General features: G+C 67.6%; 19 protein-coding genes. 12 read left to right on the top strand and 7 right to left on the bottom strand.

Annotated features, from left to right (window positions below; all coding sequences use genetic code 11):
- Positions 1 to 24 precede the first annotated feature (24 nt).
- The 3 genes from infA (at position 25) to AE618_RS27765 (ending at position 1,319) form a co-directional block, all read left to right on the top strand.
- Complete coding sequence (infA, locus tag AE618_RS03085) at positions 25 to 297, top strand: translation initiation factor IF-1 (protein WP_054207590.1); 273 nt, start codon at positions 25 to 27, stop codon at positions 295 to 297.
- Positions 298 to 305: 8 nt separating this feature from the next.
- Positions 306 to 575: a hypothetical protein gene (locus AE618_RS03080; protein ID WP_054207589.1), complete on the top strand. Its 270-nt coding sequence runs from the start codon at positions 306 to 308 to the stop codon at positions 573 to 575.
- A 327-nt stretch (positions 576 to 902) separates the two neighbouring features.
- A complete protein-coding gene (locus AE618_RS27765) occupies positions 903 to 1,319 on the top strand; it encodes a hypothetical protein (RefSeq protein ID WP_156330070.1) in 417 nt (138 codons plus the stop codon).
- Positions 1,320 to 1,644: 325 nt separating this feature from the next.
- Here the strand turns inward: AE618_RS27765 and AE618_RS03075 are convergent, their stop codons facing one another.
- The gene (locus AE618_RS03075) at positions 1,645 to 2,265 is read right to left on the bottom strand and encodes a hypothetical protein (RefSeq protein ID WP_054207588.1); all 621 of its coding nucleotides are present in this window, start codon (positions 2,263 to 2,265) and stop codon (positions 1,645 to 1,647) included.
- Positions 2,266 to 3,029: 764 nt separating this feature from the next.
- On the opposite strand from AE618_RS03075, the gene AE618_RS27170 reads away from it, so the two are divergent.
- Positions 3,030 to 3,401 (top strand): CZB domain-containing protein, encoded by a 372-nt coding sequence (locus AE618_RS27170; RefSeq protein WP_082364954.1) that lies wholly within the window; start codon positions 3,030 to 3,032, stop codon positions 3,399 to 3,401.
- Between the two features lie 273 nt (positions 3,402 to 3,674).
- On the opposite strand, the gene AE618_RS03065 is transcribed toward AE618_RS27170, so the two are convergent.
- Positions 3,675 to 4,958, bottom strand: coding sequence for a cell wall hydrolase (locus AE618_RS03065; RefSeq protein ID WP_054207586.1), 1,284 nt, complete (start codon positions 4,956 to 4,958; stop codon positions 3,675 to 3,677).
- 425 nt (positions 4,959 to 5,383) lie between these two features.
- Here AE618_RS03065 and AE618_RS03060 point away from each other — a divergent pair, with 425 nt between their 5' ends.
- Positions 5,384 to 6,628: an MFS transporter gene (locus tag AE618_RS03060; RefSeq protein WP_054207585.1), complete on the top strand. Its 1,245-nt coding sequence runs from the start codon at positions 5,384 to 5,386 to the stop codon at positions 6,626 to 6,628.
- A 93-nt stretch (positions 6,629 to 6,721) separates the two neighbouring features.
- The gene (locus tag AE618_RS03055) at positions 6,722 to 7,708 is read left to right on the top strand and encodes an MDR family oxidoreductase (RefSeq protein WP_054207584.1); all 987 of its coding nucleotides are present in this window, start codon (positions 6,722 to 6,724) and stop codon (positions 7,706 to 7,708) included.
- A 98-nt stretch (positions 7,709 to 7,806) separates the two neighbouring features.
- On the opposite strand, the gene AE618_RS03050 is transcribed toward AE618_RS03055, so the two are convergent.
- A complete protein-coding gene (locus AE618_RS03050; RefSeq protein ID WP_054207583.1) occupies positions 7,807 to 8,712 on the bottom strand; it encodes a LysR family transcriptional regulator in 906 nt (301 codons plus the stop codon).
- 87 nt (positions 8,713 to 8,799) lie between these two features.
- Entirely contained in the window at positions 8,800 to 9,762 is a 963-nt protein-coding gene (locus AE618_RS03045; RefSeq protein WP_248310727.1) for an L-threonylcarbamoyladenylate synthase, read from the bottom strand.
- A gap of 230 nt (positions 9,763 to 9,992) precedes the next feature.
- On the opposite strand from AE618_RS03045, the gene AE618_RS03040 reads away from it, so the two are divergent.
- The 4 genes from AE618_RS03040 (at position 9,993) to AE618_RS03025 (ending at position 14,015) form a co-directional block, all read left to right on the top strand.
- Positions 9,993 to 11,768: an acyl-CoA dehydrogenase gene (locus AE618_RS03040; RefSeq protein WP_054207581.1), complete on the top strand. Its 1,776-nt coding sequence runs from the start codon at positions 9,993 to 9,995 to the stop codon at positions 11,766 to 11,768.
- Positions 11,765 to 12,616 (top strand): SDR family NAD(P)-dependent oxidoreductase, encoded by an 852-nt coding sequence (locus tag AE618_RS03035; RefSeq protein WP_054207580.1) that lies wholly within the window; start codon positions 11,765 to 11,767, stop codon positions 12,614 to 12,616. The genes AE618_RS03040 and AE618_RS03035 overlap by 4 nt, the downstream gene beginning before the upstream one ends.
- An 88-nt stretch (positions 12,617 to 12,704) precedes the next feature.
- Positions 12,705 to 13,694, top strand: a complete 990-nt coding sequence (locus tag AE618_RS03030) for a magnesium transporter CorA family protein (RefSeq protein ID WP_054207579.1) — start codon at positions 12,705 to 12,707, stop codon at positions 13,692 to 13,694.
- Between the two features lie 123 nt (positions 13,695 to 13,817).
- A complete protein-coding gene (locus AE618_RS03025) occupies positions 13,818 to 14,015 on the top strand; it encodes a hypothetical protein (protein WP_054207578.1) in 198 nt (65 codons plus the stop codon).
- Positions 14,016 to 14,117: 102 nt separating this feature from the next.
- Here AE618_RS03025 and AE618_RS03020 read toward each other — a convergent pair whose 3' ends face one another.
- Together AE618_RS03020 and AE618_RS03015 are read right to left on the bottom strand one after the other, a co-directional pair.
- A complete protein-coding gene (locus AE618_RS03020; RefSeq protein ID WP_054207577.1) occupies positions 14,118 to 14,621 on the bottom strand; it encodes an MOSC domain-containing protein in 504 nt (167 codons plus the stop codon).
- A gap of 6 nt (positions 14,622 to 14,627) precedes the next feature.
- Positions 14,628 to 15,674 carry a cysteine synthase A gene (locus tag AE618_RS03015; protein WP_054207576.1) on the bottom strand — a complete coding sequence of 349 codons (1,047 nt, stop codon included), beginning with the start codon at positions 15,672 to 15,674 and terminating at the stop codon, positions 14,628 to 14,630.
- Positions 15,675 to 15,818: 144 nt separating this feature from the next.
- Here AE618_RS03015 and AE618_RS03010 point away from each other — a divergent pair, with 144 nt between their 5' ends.
- Together AE618_RS03010 and AE618_RS03005 are read left to right on the top strand one after the other, a co-directional pair.
- Positions 15,819 to 17,069 (top strand): class I SAM-dependent RNA methyltransferase, encoded by a 1,251-nt coding sequence (locus AE618_RS03010; protein WP_054207667.1) that lies wholly within the window; start codon positions 15,819 to 15,821, stop codon positions 17,067 to 17,069.
- A 39-nt stretch (positions 17,070 to 17,108) separates the two neighbouring features.
- Positions 17,109 to 18,497 (top strand): FAD-binding oxidoreductase, encoded by a 1,389-nt coding sequence (locus AE618_RS03005; protein ID WP_054207575.1) that lies wholly within the window; start codon positions 17,109 to 17,111, stop codon positions 18,495 to 18,497.
- Between the two features lie 54 nt (positions 18,498 to 18,551).
- Here the strand turns inward: AE618_RS03005 and AE618_RS03000 are convergent, their stop codons facing one another.
- Entirely contained in the window at positions 18,552 to 19,319 is a 768-nt protein-coding gene (locus AE618_RS03000; protein ID WP_054207574.1) for an SOS response-associated peptidase, read from the bottom strand.
- Positions 19,320 to 19,323: the final 4 nt, after the last annotated feature.

Here is a 19,323-nt window from a genome sequence, read left to right as displayed (position 1 = left end):
CCAGGGCACACGAAGGACGACAGAATGGCTAAAGAAGAACTGCTCGAATTTGACGGCACGGTGGTCGAAGTGCTGCCGGACGGCAATTATCGGGTGAAGCTCGACAACGACCACGTGATCCTGGCCTATGCGGCCGGCAAGATGAAGAAGAACCGGATCCGCACCATCGCCGGCGACCGCGTCGTCGTGGAGATGTCGCCCTACGATCTCGATCGCGGCCGCATCAACTTCCGCCAGAAGACCGCCGGCCCCGCTCCGGGCGGCCCGCCGCGCAACCAGAACTTCCGTCGGCGCTGAGCGCCATCATGCGGTTCACGCGCGCCGAGCTGGTTTTCGTCGCGTTTGGCGCCGCGCTCGGCGCGATCGTCTCAGCCGTCTTCAAGGCAGGCTGGATCGCGCCCTCGGCCACCTTCCCGCCCTTCATCCTCGTGCTGCTGGGCCTTGGTCTCTCGGAGATCGCGGCCGGCTTGGCGCTCGGGCGCACGCCCGGCAGCCTGATCGGCATGCCCGCCCGCATGCTCGCCTTCCTCATCGGCGTCGGCGTGCTCGCGCTGCTGATGGGCGGGCTGGCGTAGGGCGGGTTTCGAGCTGACGGAATCACTGGGCTCCGACGGTTCTGGGACCGCCACGAGATCACGCTTAAGAATGCCGGCCCGATCGAAACCTCGAGCGCCCCGTCTTCATCGAGAACACTTGGGCCTCGACCGCCATGGCGCGGCGCCATGGCCGATGTCCGCGCGGCGAGCCTCAGCATGACCGTCCTCTGCGCCATGAACCCTTTCGGTGGCGTCCTTGCTAAAGCAAGACGGAAATGAAATTGTCATGACCTTAGGGAAGCATCCGGGGGGGGGGGGAACGGAACGATGGCTGGGGTTCGACTTAAATCTGCACTACTCGCCTTCATGTCACTCTTCATTTTTGGCGATCTGAATTCAGCCGACGCGCAGCAGCGCTACCCCGGAGAGCGCTCAAGCTGCCCTCCCGGAACTGTCGCTGTACGTGAAACTGGCGAATGCGTTCAGCGCCGCAGGAGCGGTGGCTTTGATCGACGCGAAGACGAGCGTTTCGACCGCCGGTCGGACAGACGGACGGAGCGGCGCCCCGACTATGGCGACGACCGTAACCGGGACCGTGGCGACTATCGGCCCGAGCCCCGCCGCGAAGTGAGCACCGTTTGCCGCTTCCGGAGCGGTCCGCGTGCCGGCACGTCGTTCGACTACGCTGCCTTTGGCATGGCTCCGATCGCGGTCGGCGGCCCCTGTAATGACGGCGTGGCCAGCCAGGGCGTTGTGGTCAGCAACGGCCGCTATCGGCGCTAGTCCAAGGCGACACGCACGCTCGATATCGCCCCCCGGATTCAGGACGACCTTCTCCCAAACACGGCCGTCATTCCGGGCTTGCCCTCGAATCCATCGTCAAGCGCATCCGTCGCCGGAATGGGCTCTATGATGGATTCCGGAGCTCCGCTCCGCTGCGCCCGGAATGACGCGGCAAGGCGAGGCTTGTCGTTGAAAACAATACGCCGTCTTCATCGCGTCTCTGGCTGCAGTCCTGAACCCCATAAAAAAACCCCGGCCGGAGCCGGGGTTTGAGTGGTCTTTTCCGTAGTCAAAGGGTCTGCATGTAAACGTAGGGTTGAAAAACTCAGTAGCCGGCCTTCTGCCACTGCTGCGAGCCGGGGCTCACCAGCACCTGGCGATGGCGGGTTTCGTAGACGGCGGGAATCGTCTGGCTCAGTACCTGCGTCGGCCGCACCATCACCTTGCGCTGCTTTTGCGTGTAGACGGCGGGGATGGTCTCGTATTCGACGGTGGCCGGCGACACCTCGACGGTGCGCTGGCGGATGCCGTATTGCGGCTTGTCATAGACCCAGCAGCCGGGGGTGCGGCCATAGGCGTCGGTGGTGACCTCCCAGCGCTTGCCGCCGGGCGAGATCAGCACCTTCTCGGAGACGCTCGAATACTGCGCCGGGATATGATGCGGGATCTGCCGGGCCGGCTGGATCATCACGTTCTCGGTGACGTAGTCGTACTGCGCCGGGACGACGCGGCGCTGCGTCTGCGCCTTCCGCACCAGCTGCGTCTCGGCGATGGTGTCATAGACCGGCGGGGTCTGGACCAGATTGTAGCAGGCCGAGCCCCGGCAGGGGGCCGGGCGACAGGACGAGCCGTAGCAACCTCCAGCCTGGGCGACTGTCGAGAGCAGCAGCGCGGCCGAGAAGGCCGAGGCCGTAAGTGCCGAAACGGTGAGAACCTTGCTGATCATGTAAGAGAACCTGTCCCGCCAACCTGTGGCGACGCCGTGCGCCGCTCGTTGACCGGAGAAAGCCGGGAAACAGTGATGAACGCAAGGTAAACGCCAAAACAAGGTAAAATTAACCAAGTCGAGCGCGAGCCGGGGATTCATGCAGTTTGACGTTGCGTGAAGCCGAAGGGTCAAATGCGAGCGATTTTGGGTGGCTTTCGGGATACCTCCGTCCCGTCCCAACTGCGCTGTCATCCCGAACAGGCCGCGAGGCGGCGCCTATCCGGGATCCATGCCTGAGCGCTGATGGGAGAGCTTCCGGCATGTGCCTGCCGCTAAGGCGTTAAAATCCAATTCGCAGGCCCGCATCAAATGGGACGATTTACGCCAGTGCCGGACGCGAGCATCCCACTCTGCGCAAAGCGTTGAAAAAGAAGCACAAAACGTCTCGCCAAAGCCTTTGGCCCGTTTTCCGAGATGGGATGCGGAATCGGCTCTCCCTTGGAGCTTTGCCCTGAAGGGGCGACCTGATGCCAATCGTAGCCGCCGGCATGCTAAGAGCCGCGATGCGAGGCCGTTGCGGCTGAGCGGCGGGCCGCATTTTACTTGGGTCTTTCATGCCGCTTCGTTTGGGCGCGCCCAGATTGGTAACCATTGCTCGCCCGCGATCACACGGAGGCGATCGCTTTATTGGACATGCCGCTACGGAAAATGTTACGAAAGACTGATCTTGGATCAAGAACACACGCTGAGTCTGAGCATCATCCGGAGGTTGAGGCGCGGCGATGGACTATGATGATGCTATTCGGGCGCACTCCAACTGGAAAACGCACCTCAGGAACTACATTCGCAATCCCGATCGATCGATAAGCGCGACAGAGGTCGCTAGAGACGACGTCTGCGAGCTTGGATGCTGGATCCGGGGGCATGGCCGTTCCCATGCAGGATTGCCAGCCTTCTCTAAACTTCAATTGGCCCATGCCCAGTTTCATCTTGCGGCTGCAGACATCATCTCGCGCGCCGATGCCGGAGAGCGGGTCGATGACGCTGTCACTTTCGCTGCCGCCAGCCCCTTCGGCGAGCGGTCCATGGAAGTGGTCGAAGCCCTTCTGAGCCTTCGGAACCAATCCAAAGCAGCAGGCACAATCGGGAATTGAACGGATTATCTGGGACCCTGACCAAGGCCGCCAGCCGCGCTGCAGCGACCGGAAAGAACATCCCCGTCGCATGCTCAGGCCCGCTGGCCTGCCACTGGTTTGTCATTCAGCAGCGATTAGAGCCTCGGCAGGTCTTACGTCGTGCGGCGCGGTGGGGCCACGCGGCGCCCTGGGACCGAGGTGTCCGGGATTGCGCCCTGGAGGAAAAGCGCAATGGCAGGTCCATGTGATGGTTCGCTCGTTGCCATCTGAAAGTTCGCTGTCCACCACCCCTCACGTCTGCCCCGGCCGCAGCTTGTAGAAGACATGCTGCCCGATCGTGTCCATCTTCTTGAGCTTCTTGGCCCAATACGGCCGGACATATTGCGCGTGGTAATGGGTGGAAGCGCCGACGTCGGGCAGGTAGGTCGTGCCCTCATAGACCTCGCGGGCGATGCGGACCGCGTCGCGCCAGGGGGCGGGCTCGGTGATGCGCAGCGACTTGCCCTCGCAGGTGAAGGTGAACTGGCAGGCGAGGTAGCGGTTGCTGTTCTGGTAGACCACGCCGCAGACGCTGTCGGGGTAAAGCCCGCTCTTGACCCGGTTGAGCACGACCTGCGCCACCGCGGCGCGGCCTTCGTCGGATTCCGAGCGCGCCTCGAAATAGACCGCCTCCGCCAGGCAGCGCTGCTGGCGCGCCATGTCGGCGGGCACGATCAGCCCGGTATAGATTTCGCGGGCGCCGGGCTCCGTCAGTGAGCCCCGGCGCTCGGGCGAGGTCGGCGCGCGCGCGGTCAGGCCGGGCCGCTCGGGTGCGGCGGGCGCGATCACGGCCGGCACCAGCGTCGTCACGCTGTAGGAGACGGACGGGGTCGCCGAGCCTTGAACGCTCGCCGACGCCACGCCGGGCGTCGCGCCGTCGATGGTGCGCGGGACGTTTCCGTAAGGGTTCGCCTTGGCGTCGGCCTGCTTCAGCGCGTCGGGTGAGGAATCGGACAGGGCCGGGTCGGTCAGGCCCTGGTCGTCGGCATGGGGCTCGAAGCCGACGGGCGGCCCGATGATGCCTTCCGCCTCGCGCAGCGCCGAAAGCGAGAAGCCGCCCGAGATCAGGCCGGGCTGGGTGTCGCCGAAGACGACGCGTTCGAGCTCGCGCGGCGCCTTCGCCGAGATGCTGGGGCGCAGGCGCGGCAGCGCGTCGCCCTTGGCGGTGCGATCGACCTCGGGGAAGCCCGACGCGCTGCGCTTCAGCTCCTCGCGCGGCTGGCGCGGATCGATGACGACGCGCCGCTCGGGATCGTCAAAGGAAAGATGCGCCTGCCGGATCGCCGAGGACAGCGACAGGCCGGGCAAGCGGAAGGCGCTCGCCGCGATCAGCATCGAGGGGCCTTCCTCGAGCTCCGAGGCCGGGCCGGGCTCGGAGCGCGACAGCGATGTCGAGGGCAGGGTGTCGGGGCTGAAATTCTGGCCGGCCGAGGCGGTGAACGAGACCAGCATCCCGGCGGCGAGCGCCCAGGGCGCAACGGTCGCCAGGGCCCATTTCAGCCCGGCCGACCGATTGCGTCCCGTACGCCTGCGCAAACGCAAATGACTCAAAACCGCTCACCCGTCCAAAACACTGGGGGCGGCGACCGCGCGCAACGGCGCGCTCTCGCCTGGTTCCGTTATCACCCCAGTAGGGTTGAGCGCGGGTTAACGCGGGCAGCGATGAGCGCCCGCCGTTTGAGTGTCGAGGACCACACTGTGCGGACGTTGGGCGGGGCATCCCGGACAAGCGGCGTCAGCCGCGCCGATCCGGGATGCATTCCGGAACGCAGCCGGGGAAGGTTCCGGAATGGATCCCGGGTCTCCCTTCGGTCGCCCGGGATGACGAGGGAGGGGGGGCGGCGGTGCGGCCCCACCCATGCACGCGCGTGATGCGCCATGCCACGAATTCGCGTTGTCGCGGCCGCGTCGTCGGCGATAACGTGCAGCCACACGTTCCCGCGAGCTTCCGGAGATTCGTCATGAGTGTCGCGCCGCAGGCCGCCCCGGGGCGCAGCCATGCTCCCGAGATCATCGTCGCGGCGGGCTGCCTGATCGCGCTGATCACGTTCGGGCCGCGTGCCAGCGCCGGCCTGTTCCAGATTCCGATGACGGTGCAGTTCGGCTGGGGCCGCGACACCTTCGGCCTGGCGCTCGCCATCCAGAACCTGCTCTGGGGCCTCGGCGCGCCTTTCGCCGGTGCCATCGCCGACCGCTTCGGCATCGTCAAGGTGTTCTGCGTCGGCGCGCTGCTCTATGGCGCGGGGCTGGTGGTGATGGCCTATGCGACGACGCCGCTGCAGCTCCAGCTCGGCGCCGGCGTGCTGATCGGCTTCGGCCTCTCGGCCTGTTCGTTCAACCTCGTGCTCGCCGCCTTCGGCAAGCTCCTGCCCGAATCCTGGCGGCCGATGGCGTTCGGCGCCGGCACGGCGGCCGGCTCCTTCGGCCAGTTCCTCTATCCGCCGATCGGCAACATCCTGATCGAGCAGATCGGCTGGAATCAGGCGCTGGTGGTGTTCGCGCTGACGCTGCTGCCGATCCTGCCGATCTCCATCTTCCTGTCGACGCGCAGGCTCGGCGGCACGGTCCAGGCGTCCGCCGCCAACCTGCCGAACCAGTCGATCGCGCAGGCGCTCGCCGAGGCCTTCAAGCACAAGAGCTATGTCTTCCTGGTGCTGGGCTTCTTCACCTGCGGCTTCCAGCTCGCCTTCATCACCGTCCATATGCCGGCCTATCTCAAGGATATGGGGCTGCCGGCCTGGGTCGGCGGCTGGACGCTGGCCGTCATCGGGCTCGCCAACGCCGTCGGCTCGCTGTCCTCGGGCTGGCTCTCGACACGCATGCCCAAGCGCCACCTGCTGGCCTGGATCTATCTCGGCCGCTCGGTCGCGATCGCAGCCTTCATCCTGCTGCCGGCGAGCCCGGTCACCTCGATCTGCTTCGGCATCGTCATCGGGCTGTTCTGGCTCTCGACGGTTCCGCCGACCTCCTCGCTGGTCATGCTGATGTTCGGCACGAAATACATGGCGATGCTCTATGGCTTCGCCTTCTTCTCGCATCAGGTCGGCGGTTTCCTCGGGGTCTGGCTCGGCGGGATCCTCTATGAGGCGTCAGGCTCCTACATCATCGTCTGGTGGCTCTCGGTCGCGCTCGGCATTGCGTCCGCGCTGATCAACCTGCCGATTGTCGAGAAGCCGGTCGGGCGGCCGCTGGCGCAGCCGGCCTGAACCGGGCTGACGAAAAACGCACCCGCCGCGGGGTTGCCGCATGGCTGCGGTTGCGTATCTCCTGCGGGCAAGACCGTTCAGCAGGAGATGCCGATGTCCACGTTCAAGGCCCTCGTCGCGACCAAGGGCGAAACCGGCCCCAACCTCGCCTTCACGGAGTTCGCCGAGAGCGAGCTGATGGAGGGCGACGTCACCGTCCGCGTCACGCATTCGACGGTGAACTACAAGGACGGGCTCGCTTTGACCGGCCGGGCCCCGGTGATCCGGCGCTGGCCGATGATCCCCGGCATCGATTTCGCAGGCCGCGTCGAAACCTCGCAGCATCCCGATTTCAAGCCGGGCGATCTCGTCATCCTCAATGGCTGGGGCACGGGCGAGACGCATCTGGGTGCCTATGCCCAGAAAAGCCGTGTGAAGGGCGACTGGCTGGTGCCGCTGCCGGCCGGCATGAACCCTGACGAGGCCATGGCGATCGGCACGGCCGGCTACACGGCGATGCTCTGCGTGCTGGCGCTGGAAAAGTACGGCCTCAAGCCCGCCGACGGGCCGGTCGTGGTCACGGGCGCGGCCGGCGGCGTCGGTTCCGTCGCGGTCGCGCTCCTGGCCAAGGCCGGCTGGCACGTCGTCGCCTCGACCGGCCGGCCGGAAGAGGCCGACTATCTCAAGGGCCTGGGCGCGAGCGAGATCATCGACCGCGCCGAACTCTCCGCGCCGGGTCGCCCGCTCGGCAAGGAGCGCTGGATCGCCGGTATCGATGCCGTCGGCTCCCACACCCTCGCCAATGTTCTGTCCATGACGAAGTATGGCGGCGCCGTCGCGGCCTGCGGGCTCGCACAGGGCATGGACCTGCCGGCCTCGGTCGCGCCCTTCATTCTGCGCGGCGTCTCACTGCTCGGCATCGATTCCGTGATGTGCCCGAAGCCGCGCCGCCTCGAGGCCTGGGCGAGGCTCGCTGGCGACCTCGACCGCGAGCGCCTCGCGCTAATGACCACCACCATTCCCCTGGCCGACGTGATCGAGACCGGCCGGGCGATCGTCGATGGCAAGGTGCGGGGGAGAGTGGTGGTGGAGGTCGGCTGAGGGCGCTCTGGTTTCACCCAAAGCCGTGCGGTCATTCTGGGGCAGGCCCGGGATGACCTTGCGGTTCGGACGCAACCGCGGAGCACATCAGCGACTGCTCACCCCGTCCCCTCGATCAATCCCCGCTTCTTAGCCAGTTCGCCACCGACGAAATCCATGAAGGCGCGCACGCGCGGGGCGTTGCGGATGTCGGGATGGGTCAGTATCCACAGGCCGGTGGAGAAATCCGGGTCCGGCGGCAGGAGCCGCGCCAGCGTCGGCCGCTGGTCGGCGATGAAGCAGGGCAGGGGGCCGATGCCCAGCCCTTGCTCGACCGCCTCCGCCAGCCCGAGCACGGCCGAACTCTTCAGGGCGATACGTTCGGGCGCGACCTTGTCGCGGACATAGCGCGCGGCCTTGAGATGGCCGAGCTGATCCCCGAGCGCGACCCAGTCGCGCGCGAACAGGCTCGCCGGGGGCTCGCCTTCGGCCGGCTTTGCGGTGTCGCCGGTCCGGCCATAGATCGCCCAGGTCAGCGTCGCCAGCCTGCGTCCGACCAAGGTCTCGGCCGGTGCGTCGCTGGCGCGGATGGCGACGTCGGCGTCCCGCTTCGAGAGGTTCAGGGCCTGGTTGCCGATCACGATGTCGAGCCGGATCGCCGGGTGAAGGGTCCGGAACGCCGCGAAGATCGGCAGCAGCAGGTTGAGATAGAGCGTGTCGGTCGTGGTGACCCGCACTTCGCCCGACGGCGCGACGTCGCGCCCGGCGAGGCGTCGGCTGAAGGCGGCGACATCCTCCTCGACCCGTCCTGCCAGCGCCGCCATCTCGACGCCGGCTGCGGTGGCGACATAGCCGGTCTTGCGGCGCTCGAAGAGCTGCAAGCCGACCTGCTCCTCGATCTGGCCCAGGCGGCGGAACACGGTCGAATGATTGACGCCAAGTGCGGCGGCCGCGCCGGTCAGCCCGTCATGGTCGGCTATCGCCTTGACGAGCCGGAAATCGTCCCAGGCGAGATCGAGGTTCATGGTCAGTCCTGTTTTTGGTTGGGCTCACGCAAGCCGAAATCTTGCGGTCATGCAAGGCTGCGTCGGCGAAGCTCTCGCCGTGTGCGCTCAACGTGGCGCAGCCGCACGCCGAAGCCGGTCGTTGATCGCCTCTCCCAGCCCCTGCATGGGGATCGCGGCGACGGCGATCATCGCAGGGCCCAGCGCATCGAGCGCGCGCAGATGCCCGAAGAGGTTCGCGGCCGCCTCCGCGAGATCGCCGGTCGCACTTAGATTGAGGGCGGGGTTGCCGGGGACTGCGCCATGAGGTTCCGGGCCGAAACCGAGCCAGGCCTCGCCCGGGCGTGGCGCCTGCGCGTCCAGCCGAACGCCAGCCGAAGGCGCGTAGTGCGAGGCAAGCAGTCCCGGCGAGATCGGCGCCATGCCGGCTTCGCCCGCGAGCACCAGCGGACGGCCGATGACACCCTCGATTGCGCTGCGCGGCACACCGCCCGGCCGCAGCAGGCGTGGTGCGCCGTCCAGGCAGGCGACGATCGTCGACTCGACCCCGACCTCGGTCGGGCCGGCATCGACCACGGCGTCGATCCGCCCGTCGAGATCTTCAAGCACATGAGCGGCGCTGGTCGCGCTGACGCGGCCGGAGCGGTTGGCCGAGGGTGCGGCGATCGGCCGGTCTGCCGCTTGCAGGATCGCACGCGCGACCGGATGCGCGGGAACGCGCAGCGCAACCGAGCCCAGCCCCGCCCGCGCCAGTTCGCTGACCTCGCAGCCTCCAGACACCGGAACCACCAGCGTCAGCGGCCCCGGCCAGAACGCCTTCGCCAGGGCCAGCGCATTGGCGTCGAACAGGCCTTGCCGGCGCGCGGCCGCGAGATCCGGCAGATGCGCGATCAGCGGGTTGAAGCTCGGCCGCTCCTTGGCGCCGTAGATGCCGGCGACCGCCTCGCCCGAGGTCGCGTCGGCGGCCAGCCCATAGACCGTCTCGGTCGGCAGCGCGACGAGCCGGCCCTGCCGCAGCAACTCGGCGGCGCGGGCGATGCCCTGGGCATCGGCGCGAAGCCGTTCCGTCACGCGCCTGGTTTCATCTCGCCGCACAGGTCACCCTTCGCCGGGCGCTGCCGCCCGATTGACGCAATATGGTTTACAACTAAACTATATCCTGCGCCTGACCAAAGTCGCCCTCGTCGGCGCTTGGCGTCGGGGATAGTTCCTCGCTACCATCGCGGCAACGCCAAAAGTAGCCGATGCCGGAACAGCGGAGCCGCGAGCCGCCGCCCATCCGGCGCCAGGGAGACACGCCAATGAACTATCGCGCCCCGGTCGAGGACATCCTCGCCACGATGCGGCATGTCGCCGGTCTCGACCGCCTGATCGCCGACGGCCTCACCCCCGAACTCGACGGCGACATGACGCAGGCCGTGCTCGACGAAGCCGCGAAATTTGCCTCCGACGTGATCGCGCCGCTCAACCGGATCGGCGACAAGCATGGCTCGACGCTGAAGGACGGCGTCGTCACCACGCCGCCGGGTTGGAAAGAGGCCTATACGGCCTGGGCGCAGGCGGGGTGGAACGCGCTGCCCGCGCCCGAGGAGCATGGCGGGCAGGGCCTGCCGGCGCTGCTGCAATCCGCCTGCACCGAGATGTGGAATTCGGCCGCGTTTGCCTTCGCGCTCGGCCCGCTGCTGACGGTCGGCGCAATCGAGGCGCTGCACGCCCATGGCTCGGAGCATCTCAAGGAGACCTACCTCGCCAAGCTCGTCTCCGGCGAGTGGATGGGCACGATGAACCTCACCGAGCCGCAGGCCGGTTCCGATCTCAACGCGCTGCGGTCGAAGGCCGAGCCCGTCGGCGACGGCACCTACCGCATCACCGGCCAGAAGATCTTCATCACCTATGGCGAGCACGATATGACCGAGAACATCGTGCATCTGGTGCTGGCGCGCCTGCCCGATGCCCCGGCCGGCACGCGCGGCATCTCGCTGTTCCTGGTTCCGAAATATCTCGTCAACGCCGACGGCTCGCTGGGTGAACACAACGACCTGCGTTGCTCCGGCATCGAGCACAAGCTCGGCATCCACGCCTCGCCGACCTGCTCGATGGCCTTCGGCGACAAGGGCGGCGCGATCGGCTGGCTGATTGGCGAGGAAAATCGCGGGCTCGCCTGCATGTTCACGATGATGAACAATGCGCGCCTCAACGTGGCGCTGCAGGGGGTCGCCATCGCCGAGCGTGCCTACCAGCAGGCGCTCGCCTTCGCGCAGGAGCGCAAGCAGGGCACGGCGCTCGATGCGCCCAAGGGCGCCCCGATGAGTCCGATCATCGTGCATCCCGACATCCGCCGCATGCTGATGGAGATGCGCGCCAAGACGCAAGCCGCGCGCGCCATCGCCTATCAGGTGGCCGAGGCGCTGGATCGTTCGCGGCGCGAGCCCGACGAGGCGAAGCGCAAGGCGGCGGCCGAACGCACCGCGATCCTCACACCCATCGCCAAGGCCTATGCCACCGATATCGGTGTCGAGGTCGCCTCCACCGGCATCCAGGTCCATGGCGGCATGGGCTTCATCGAGGAAACCGGCGCGGCCCAGCATCTGCGCGATGCCCGCATCGCCACGATCTACGAAGGCACCAACGGCATCCAGGCGATCGACCTCGTGCTGCGCAAGCTGCCGCTTTCGGGCGGGCAGGCGGTCGCGGGCCTGATCGCGGAGATGCGCGACGTCGTCGGGGAGGTCGAGGCGGCAAATACGCCGGGTTTCGGTCGCACCGGTGCAAGACTGCGCGCCGCCGTCGATGCGCTGGAGCGCGCGACGCAATGGATGCTGGCGACGATAGGCAGCGATCAGGGGGCCGTGCTGGCCGGCGCGACGCCTTATCTCAAGCTCTTCGCCCTGGCGCAGGGCGGCACCGGTCTCGCCCGCAAGGCGCTGGCAACGCGTGCCGACGACAAGCCGACCGGAGATCTCGCCACGGCCCGGTTCTTTGCCGAAATCCTTGCCACGGAGGCGCCGGCGCTGGAGCTTGCGGTGACGGAAGGTGCCGGCGCCGTCGCGGATGCGGCCGCGGTCTTCGCAGCGTGAGCGAGCGGGATCGCCCGCTCGCAGGCCGAATCTGCCTCGTCGCGGGCGCCTCGCGCGGCCTCGGGCGCGGCATCGCCCGGGCGCTCGGCGAGGCCGGCGCGACCGTCATTGTCACCGGCCGCTCCAGCGAAGCCGGCCCCCGCACCGACCAGCGCCAGGAAACCTTCGAGGACGCTGCCCGCGAGGTCGAGGCGGCCGGCGGCAAGGGGCACCCCTATCGCTGCGACCATACCAATGAGCGCGAGGTCGATGGGCTGGTGTCATGGTGCCTGCGCCGCTTCGGCCGGCTCGATGGCGTCGTCGATGCCGTCTGGGGCGGCAATGAGGGCTATGATGGCGAGCGCTATCCTGACGGCTCGGCCTTCGGTGCCCCGTTCTGGCGCAGGCCCGTGGCGCGGCTCGGCCAGAGTTTCGAAAGCGGCGTCTATGCGCAGTTGCTGCTGGCGCGTGCGGTCGCTCCAGCCATGGTCCAGATGCGCAAGGGGCTGATCGTCACAGTCGGCTTCGACACGTCCGGCGGCTATCTCGGCGATGTCGTCTACGACCTGGCCCAGGCGGCGATGCACCGGCTGACCCTGGCGATGGGCCACGAGCTGAAGCCCTTCGGCGTGACCGCGCTCGGCCTGTCGCCCGGCCATGTCCTGACCGAGCGCGTCCGCGATGCGGGGCTTGGAACCGAGGCCTCGGAAACGCCGGCCTATGCGGGCCGTGCGGTCGCGGCGCTGCTCGCGGACACGGCGGTCGCCCGTCATGCCGGGCAGGTGCTGCATGTTGCCGATCTCGCGCGCGATTACGGCTTCACCGACCGCGACGGCTGCCAGCCGGAGCGCTTCAGCATTCCCTCTTGAACCTGTGGCCGCGTGATCCGTTTGACATGCGCCGCGGATCGGAGTTCCTGCCGGCTTCCGATCCGGCTGCGACGATTCAAGGCTCCCGATGCTGCTGATCCACGGTATTTGCCCGGCTACGCGCGACAAGCTCCTCCACCGTGCGATCGGCCCCGAGGACGGTTTTCCGCCCGAATCAATCTGGCTCGACCTGCTCAACCCGACGGCGGGCGAGGATGCCAGGGTCGAGAAGCATCTCGGCATCTCGATCCCGACGCGCGAGGAGATGCATGATCTCGAACCGTCGGAGATCATCTACACCGAGAACGGCGCGCACTACATGACCGCGCGCATCATCTGCCAATCCGAGACCATCGTGCCCAAGCTCGCGGACGTGACCTTCATCCTGACCGAGAAGGCCCTGGTCACGGTGCGTTATGACGAGCCCGGCGCCTTCAACATCTTCCTCAACCGCGCCACCAAGCCCGGCGGCTGCGGCACCCAGCCCGAGGCGGTGCTCGACGGCTTGATCGAGGCCATCGTCGACCGCGCCGCCGAGGTGCTGCGCGGCGTCGGCGACCAGGTCGACGAAGCCTCGCGCCGGATCTTCGCCGGGCGCGGCCAGGACGTCGAACAGGGCAGCGCCTATCAGGCCGTGATCCAGAAGATCGGCCAGTACGAGCACATCATCTCCAATGTCCGCGAGAGCATGGTCTCGGTCGAGCGCGTGCTGCTCTTCCTCTCGGCAAACTACACCCGGCCCAAGAAGGCCCAGACCGGCTTTTCGGCCGAATGGCGCGCGGCCGTGCGCGACGTGCAGGCCATCGAGGAACACGCGACCTTCCTGTCGAACAAGCTGCAGTTCATGCTCGACGCCACGCTCGGCCTCGTCTCGATCGAGCAGAACAAGATCATCAAGCTGTTCTCGGTGGTCTCCGTGGCGCTGATGCCCCCGACGCTGATCGCCTCGATCTACGGCATGAACTTCAAGACGATGCCGGAGTTGGAGTGGCAGTGGGGCTACCCCATGGCGATCGGGCTGATGATCCTGTTCGCCGTGCTGCCCTACATGCTCTTCCGCTGGAAGAAGTGGCTGTGACCGCGCAAGCACGGCCCTGATCCCGCGGAACTGACCCTGACCGCCGCCTGCCGGTTTCGCTTTTGGCGCGGCCGGACCTATGGTCCGTCGCGGCCTGACCGCGACACTGCCGGAGAAGAACCAATGGCCGAGAGCATCGACAACCTCGAGGAGCGCATCGCGCTTGCCCGTCGCAACCTCGAGGATCTGACCGAGCAGGCGACAGGCGCGTCGGGGGCCGCCTCGGAAGAGCGGATCGCGGCACGAATCAATGACCAGCAGGACGCATTGAACGAACTCCTGCGCATGCAGGAAGGCCTGGAGCGGAAGGGGCCGGCCTAAGGGGTTCTAGGCGCGATTTAACCGCGAGGCCGATAAGGCGCAGACCCGTGACGCTTGCTCCGCTTGGGCGAGTGTACCGGGCCGGCCCAGCCAGGATGGCGGTCAACGAGCGTCCTCCCGGACCACCCCATCACCCAGTCGCACCACCCCACCAGCCAGCACCCGCGCCGTGATCCCACCATGACCGCGCACGGCGTTGTAGCCGCCGGCGCCGAGGATCTCCTCCATTCGCGAGCAGGGATGGCATTCTCCCGTCGCTTCCAGCACCGCGCTGCCGAGCGCGAAGCGCCGCCCTTTGAGCGCTGCGAGGTTGATGCCGGAGACCACGATGTTGCGGCGAAGCTCCTGCGGCGCGACAACGTCCCGCCCGAGATGGGCTGCGATCGCGGCGAGATGCTCGGCCTGGATCAGCGTGACATGGCGAGCGCCGCCGGTGCGGCTGCTGTAGTGGTCGCCGATCAGGCCGTGTTCCGGATCGAGCACCGCCATATCGGGTGCCTGAATCGGCGCCCGCCGCAGTGGGCGCAGCCCGATCCAGACGACGTGGCCCGGCCGCATCGGCGCATCCAGCAGACGCGCCAGCGGTGAGGCGGGGTCGAGCGCCATGGCCCCTCAGCCCATCACGCTTGCCACGACCTGCTTCAGCGCCGACCCGTCGCGCTCCAGCCAGCCCGGCACCGGCAGGCCCTTCGAGCGCAGGAACTCCGGGTTGAACAGCTTCGACTGATAGCGCGTGCCATAGTCGCACAGGATCGTCACGATGGTGTGGCCGGGCCCCATCTGCCTGGCCAGCCGGATCGCGCCGGCGACATTGATGCCCGACGAGCCGCCGAGGCAAAGCCCCTCATGCTCGAGCAGGTCGAAGACGATCTGCACGGCTTCCGCATCGGGAATCTGGAAGGAGACGTCGATCGGCGCGTCCACCAGATTGGCGGTGATCCGGCCCTGGCCGATGCCCTCGGTGATCGACGAGCCTTCCGATTTGAGCTCGCCGGTGGTGTAGAAGGAATGCAGCGCCGCGCCCATCGGGTCGGCCAGCCCGATCGTGATCTTCGGGTTGAAGGCCTTGAGCGCGATGCCGGTGCCGGCCAGTGTACCGCCGGTGCCGACCGCGCAGATGAAGCCGTCGACCTTGCCCTGCGTCTGCGCCCAGATTTCGGGCCCGGTCGTCTCGATATGGCCCTGGCGGTTGGCGGTGTTGTCGAACTGGTTGGCCCAGATCGCGCCGTTGGGCTCGGTCCTGGCCAGTTCCGCCGCGAGCCGCCCCGAGACCTTCACGTAATTGTTGGGGTTGGCGTAGCCGACGGCGGGCACCTCGACCAGCGTCGCGCCGGCCAGCCGCAGCATGTCCTTCTTCTCCTGGCTCTGCGTCTCCGGGATCACGATCACGCTGCGATAGCCCAGCGCGTTACCCACCAGCGCGATGCCGATGCCGGTGTTCCCGGCCGTGCCCTCGACGATCACCCCGCCGGGCCGAAGCTGGCCACGCGCTTCAGCGTCGCGGATGATGGCGAGCGCGGCGCGGTCCTTGACCGACTGGCCGGGGTTCATGAACTCGGCCTTGCCCAGGATGGTGCAGCCCGTTGCCTGAGAGGCGCGCTTCAGCTTGATCAGGGGTGTATTGCCGATGGCCTCGATGACGCCGTCGCGGGTGGTCATGCCGAAAATTTCCCTGTTTGCCTGCAACCTGATAGGCGAAACGCGAAAGCAGGTCATCAGCAACCCTGCTCCCGCCATCAGCTCGGAAGATGTGCTGCGTTCGATCGCCCCTGCGGAGATAATTCGACCACGATGACGCTCGCCATGAATGAAATCCTCTCGGTGGTCCGTCTGGGCCAGCGCGGCGACGGCATCGCGGAGGCGCCCGGCGGCGACGTTTTCGTGCCTTATGCCCTGCCGGGCGAGACCGTGCGGGCGGTGCGCGACGGCGACCGCGGCCAGATCGTCGAGATCATCACCCCGGCCGATTCGCGCGTCGCCGCGATCTGCCCGCTCTTTACCCGCTGCGGCGGTTGCGCGGCGCAGCACATGTCGGAAGGTCTCTATCGCGAATGGAAGCGCCGGCAGGTCGTGACGGCGCTGGCGCGGGCCGGCGTCGAGGCGCCCGTCGCCGAGATCGTCGATGCCCACGGCGCCGGGCGTCGCCGCGTCACCTTCCACGCAAGGCGAGAAGGCCTTGGCATGCTGGTCGGATTCATGGCCGCGCGCAGCCATGATCTGATCGCGGTGCCTGCCTGCCCGGTGCTCGCGCCGGGGCTGGCCCGCGCGCCGGCGGCGGCGCAGCTTCTCGCCAACCGCCTCGGCGGCTCCAACAAGCCGCTCGACATCCAGCTCACGGCGTCCGAGGCCGGGCTCGACGTCGATATTCGCGGTCATGGCCCCGCAGGCGACAAGCTCAGGCTGTCCCTGACCGAGGCTGCCGAGCGGCTCGATCTGGCGCGGCTGTCGATGCATGGCGAGATCATCGTCGAGCGCAGGCCACCGCAGCAGCGCATGGGTAAGGCGATGGTCGCGCCCGCCGCCGGCGGCTTCCTGCAGGCGACGGCGCAAGGCGAGGAGACCATCGCCGGCCTCGTCCTGGCGGCGCTGCCCAAGGTCAAACGCGTGGCCGATCTCTTCGCCGGCTGCGGCCCGTTCTCGTTCCGGCTCGCCGAGCGCGCGCAGGTCCATGCCGTCGAGAGCGACAAGGCGGCGATCCTGGCGCTGACGCGCGGCGCGGCGATGACGCAAGGCCTGAAGCCGATCGCGGCTGAAATCCGCGATCTCTTCCGCCGCCCGCTGCTGGAGCATGAACTCAACGCTTTCGATGCCGTCGTGCTCGATCCACCGCGCGCCGGTGCGGAGGCGCAGGTCCGCCGTCTGGCCGGTTCGAAGTCCGGCACGGTCGTCTATGTCTCCTGCGATGTCGGCAGCTTCGCACGCGACGCCGCGATCCTGATCGCGGGCGGCTATGCGCTGGAGGGCGTCACGCCCATCGACCAGTTCCGCTATTCCGCTCATATCGAGCTCGTCGGCGTCTTCCGGCGGGCCAAGAAGACTGAGCTGAAGACATAAGTTCCGGAGGCATCCTTGAGCTCATCCATCCTGGACGATATGGCGGCCATCGTCGGGCCGAAGAACATCGTCACCGATGCCGACGCGATGGTCCCCTATCTCAAGGAATGGCGCGATCTGTTCCGTGGCAAGGCGCAGGCGATCGTGCGGCCGGGTTCGACCGCCGAGGTTGCCGAACTGGTCAAGCTCGCGGCCAGGACCGGCACGCGGCTCGTGCCGCAAGGTGGCAATACCGGGCTCGTCGGCGGGCAGATCCCGATCGCCGAGGGCCGCGAGATCATCCTGTCGCTCCAGCGCATGGACAAGATCCGCGCCATCGACGCCGACAGCGACACGATGACGGTCGAGGCCGGGCTGACCTTGCAGAAGGCGCAAGCCGCGGCGGAAGGGGCGGGGCGCCTGTTCCCGCTCTCGCTCGCCTCGGAAGGCTCCTGCACCATCGGCGGCAACCTCTCGACCAATGCCGGCGGCACGGCCGTGCTGGCCTATGGCAATGCCCGCGAACTCTGCATGGGGCTCGAGGTCGTGCTGGCCGACGGGCGGATCTGGAACGGCCTGCGCCAGCTCCGCAAGGACAACACGGGCTATGATCTGAAGAACCTCTTCATCGGCGCCGAGGGCACGCTGGGCATCATCACCGCCGCCGTGCTGAAGCTCTTCCCGCTGCCGGCCGCGCGCGCCACGGCCTTCCTCGCCGTACCCTCGCCCGAGGCGGCCTTGGCGCTGCTCAACACCGCCAAGGCCGGGGCCGGCGGCACGCTCACCACTTTCGAGCTGATGCCGCGCATCGGTGTCGATTTCGTCCTGCGCCACGCCTCGGGCGCGCGCGATCCGCTGTCGGAGCCGTCGCCCTGGTATGTGCTGATGGAGGTCTCGTCGCAGAGCACGACGGGGCTGGACGAGGCGGTCGAGGCTTTCCTGGGCGAGGCGCTGGAGCAGGGGCTGGTGACCGACGCCGCGCTCGCCGGCTCACTCACCCAGCGCGCCGATTTCTGGAAATTGCGCGAGATGCTCTCCGAGGTGCAGACCTATGAGGGCGGCTCGATCAAGCACGACGTCTCGGTGCCGCTGCATGCGGTGCCGGAGTTCCTGGCGCGCGCCACCGCGGCCGTCGAGGCGATGGTGCCGGGCTGCCGCGTGGTCCCCTTCGGCCATCTCGGCGACGGCAACATTCACTACAATGTCAGCCAGCCGGTCGGCGCCGACAAGGCCGCCTTCATCGCCGGCTGGAGCGCGATGAACCAGGCGGTCCATGCCATCGTCGCGGAACTGCACGGCTCGATCTCGGCCGAGCACGGCATCGGCCGTCTCAAGCGCGACCTCCTGCCCGGCGTCAAGGATCCGGTCGAACTCGCGCTGATGAAGACCCTGAAGGCGACGCTCGACCCACAGGGCATCCTGAACCCCGGCGCTGTTCTGGCGATGTGAGTTCCAACAGTTCGGGCGATAAACCGTCCTGACTGTTGGAACCGGCAGCTTGCGTCAGAACAGGCTGCCCTGACCGTCATCCCTGGCCCGCGCCGTCGGTTTGCCCCTGGCGGTGACGGCCGCGGCCTTGGGCGCCTCTGCTGTAGCCGGATCGAACGGCTCCTGCACCTCCGGCCCGTCATGGGCGACCTTGTTCACGGCGTTGCCGATCCTGACCATTTCCAGCAGGTCGTCCGGTGGCGGCCGGAGCAGATGCGCGGTGTCCTTCGCATCGGCCATCGGGTCGAGCCAGCAATCGAAATCCCGGGGCGCGATGATCACCGGGCAGCGCTCGTGGATCGCTGCCATCAGCCCGTTGGCCGGTCCGTTGACCAGCGCGACCGTGTCGATCTCGGAGCCGTCGGGCGAATGCCACGTCTCCCATAAAGCGGCGAATGCAAACAGTCCGCGATCGGGCCGGCGGAACATGTAGGCGCGGTTCTCCGCCTGTCGGCCCTGGCCGAGGCGGTGCCACTCATAGAAGGCATCGGCCGGCATCAGGCAGCGGCGGCGCGTCAGCGCCGCGCGAAACGACGGCTTCGTGGCGGCGCTTTCGGAGCGGATGTTGATGACGAGCGGAAAATCCCGGGGGTCCTTGACCCAGCCGGGCAGGAAGCCCCAGCGCATCAGCATGAACTGCCTGCTGCCGTCATGCAGCCGCACCACGGGCACCGGCTGCGTCGGGGCGATGTTGTAGCGCGGCGGAAAATTCGGCTGCTCGCGATAGGCAAACAGCGACCGCATCGCGTCCGGGGGCAGGGTGATGGCGTAGCGACCGCACATGGAT

It is taken from the genome of Allobosea vaviloviae, from assembly GCF_001298265.1.
In the GTDB taxonomy this organism is placed as follows: Bacteria; Pseudomonadota; Alphaproteobacteria; order Rhizobiales; family Beijerinckiaceae; genus Allobosea; species Allobosea vaviloviae_B.
This window is presented reverse-complemented; position numbering and strand designations above follow the sequence as displayed.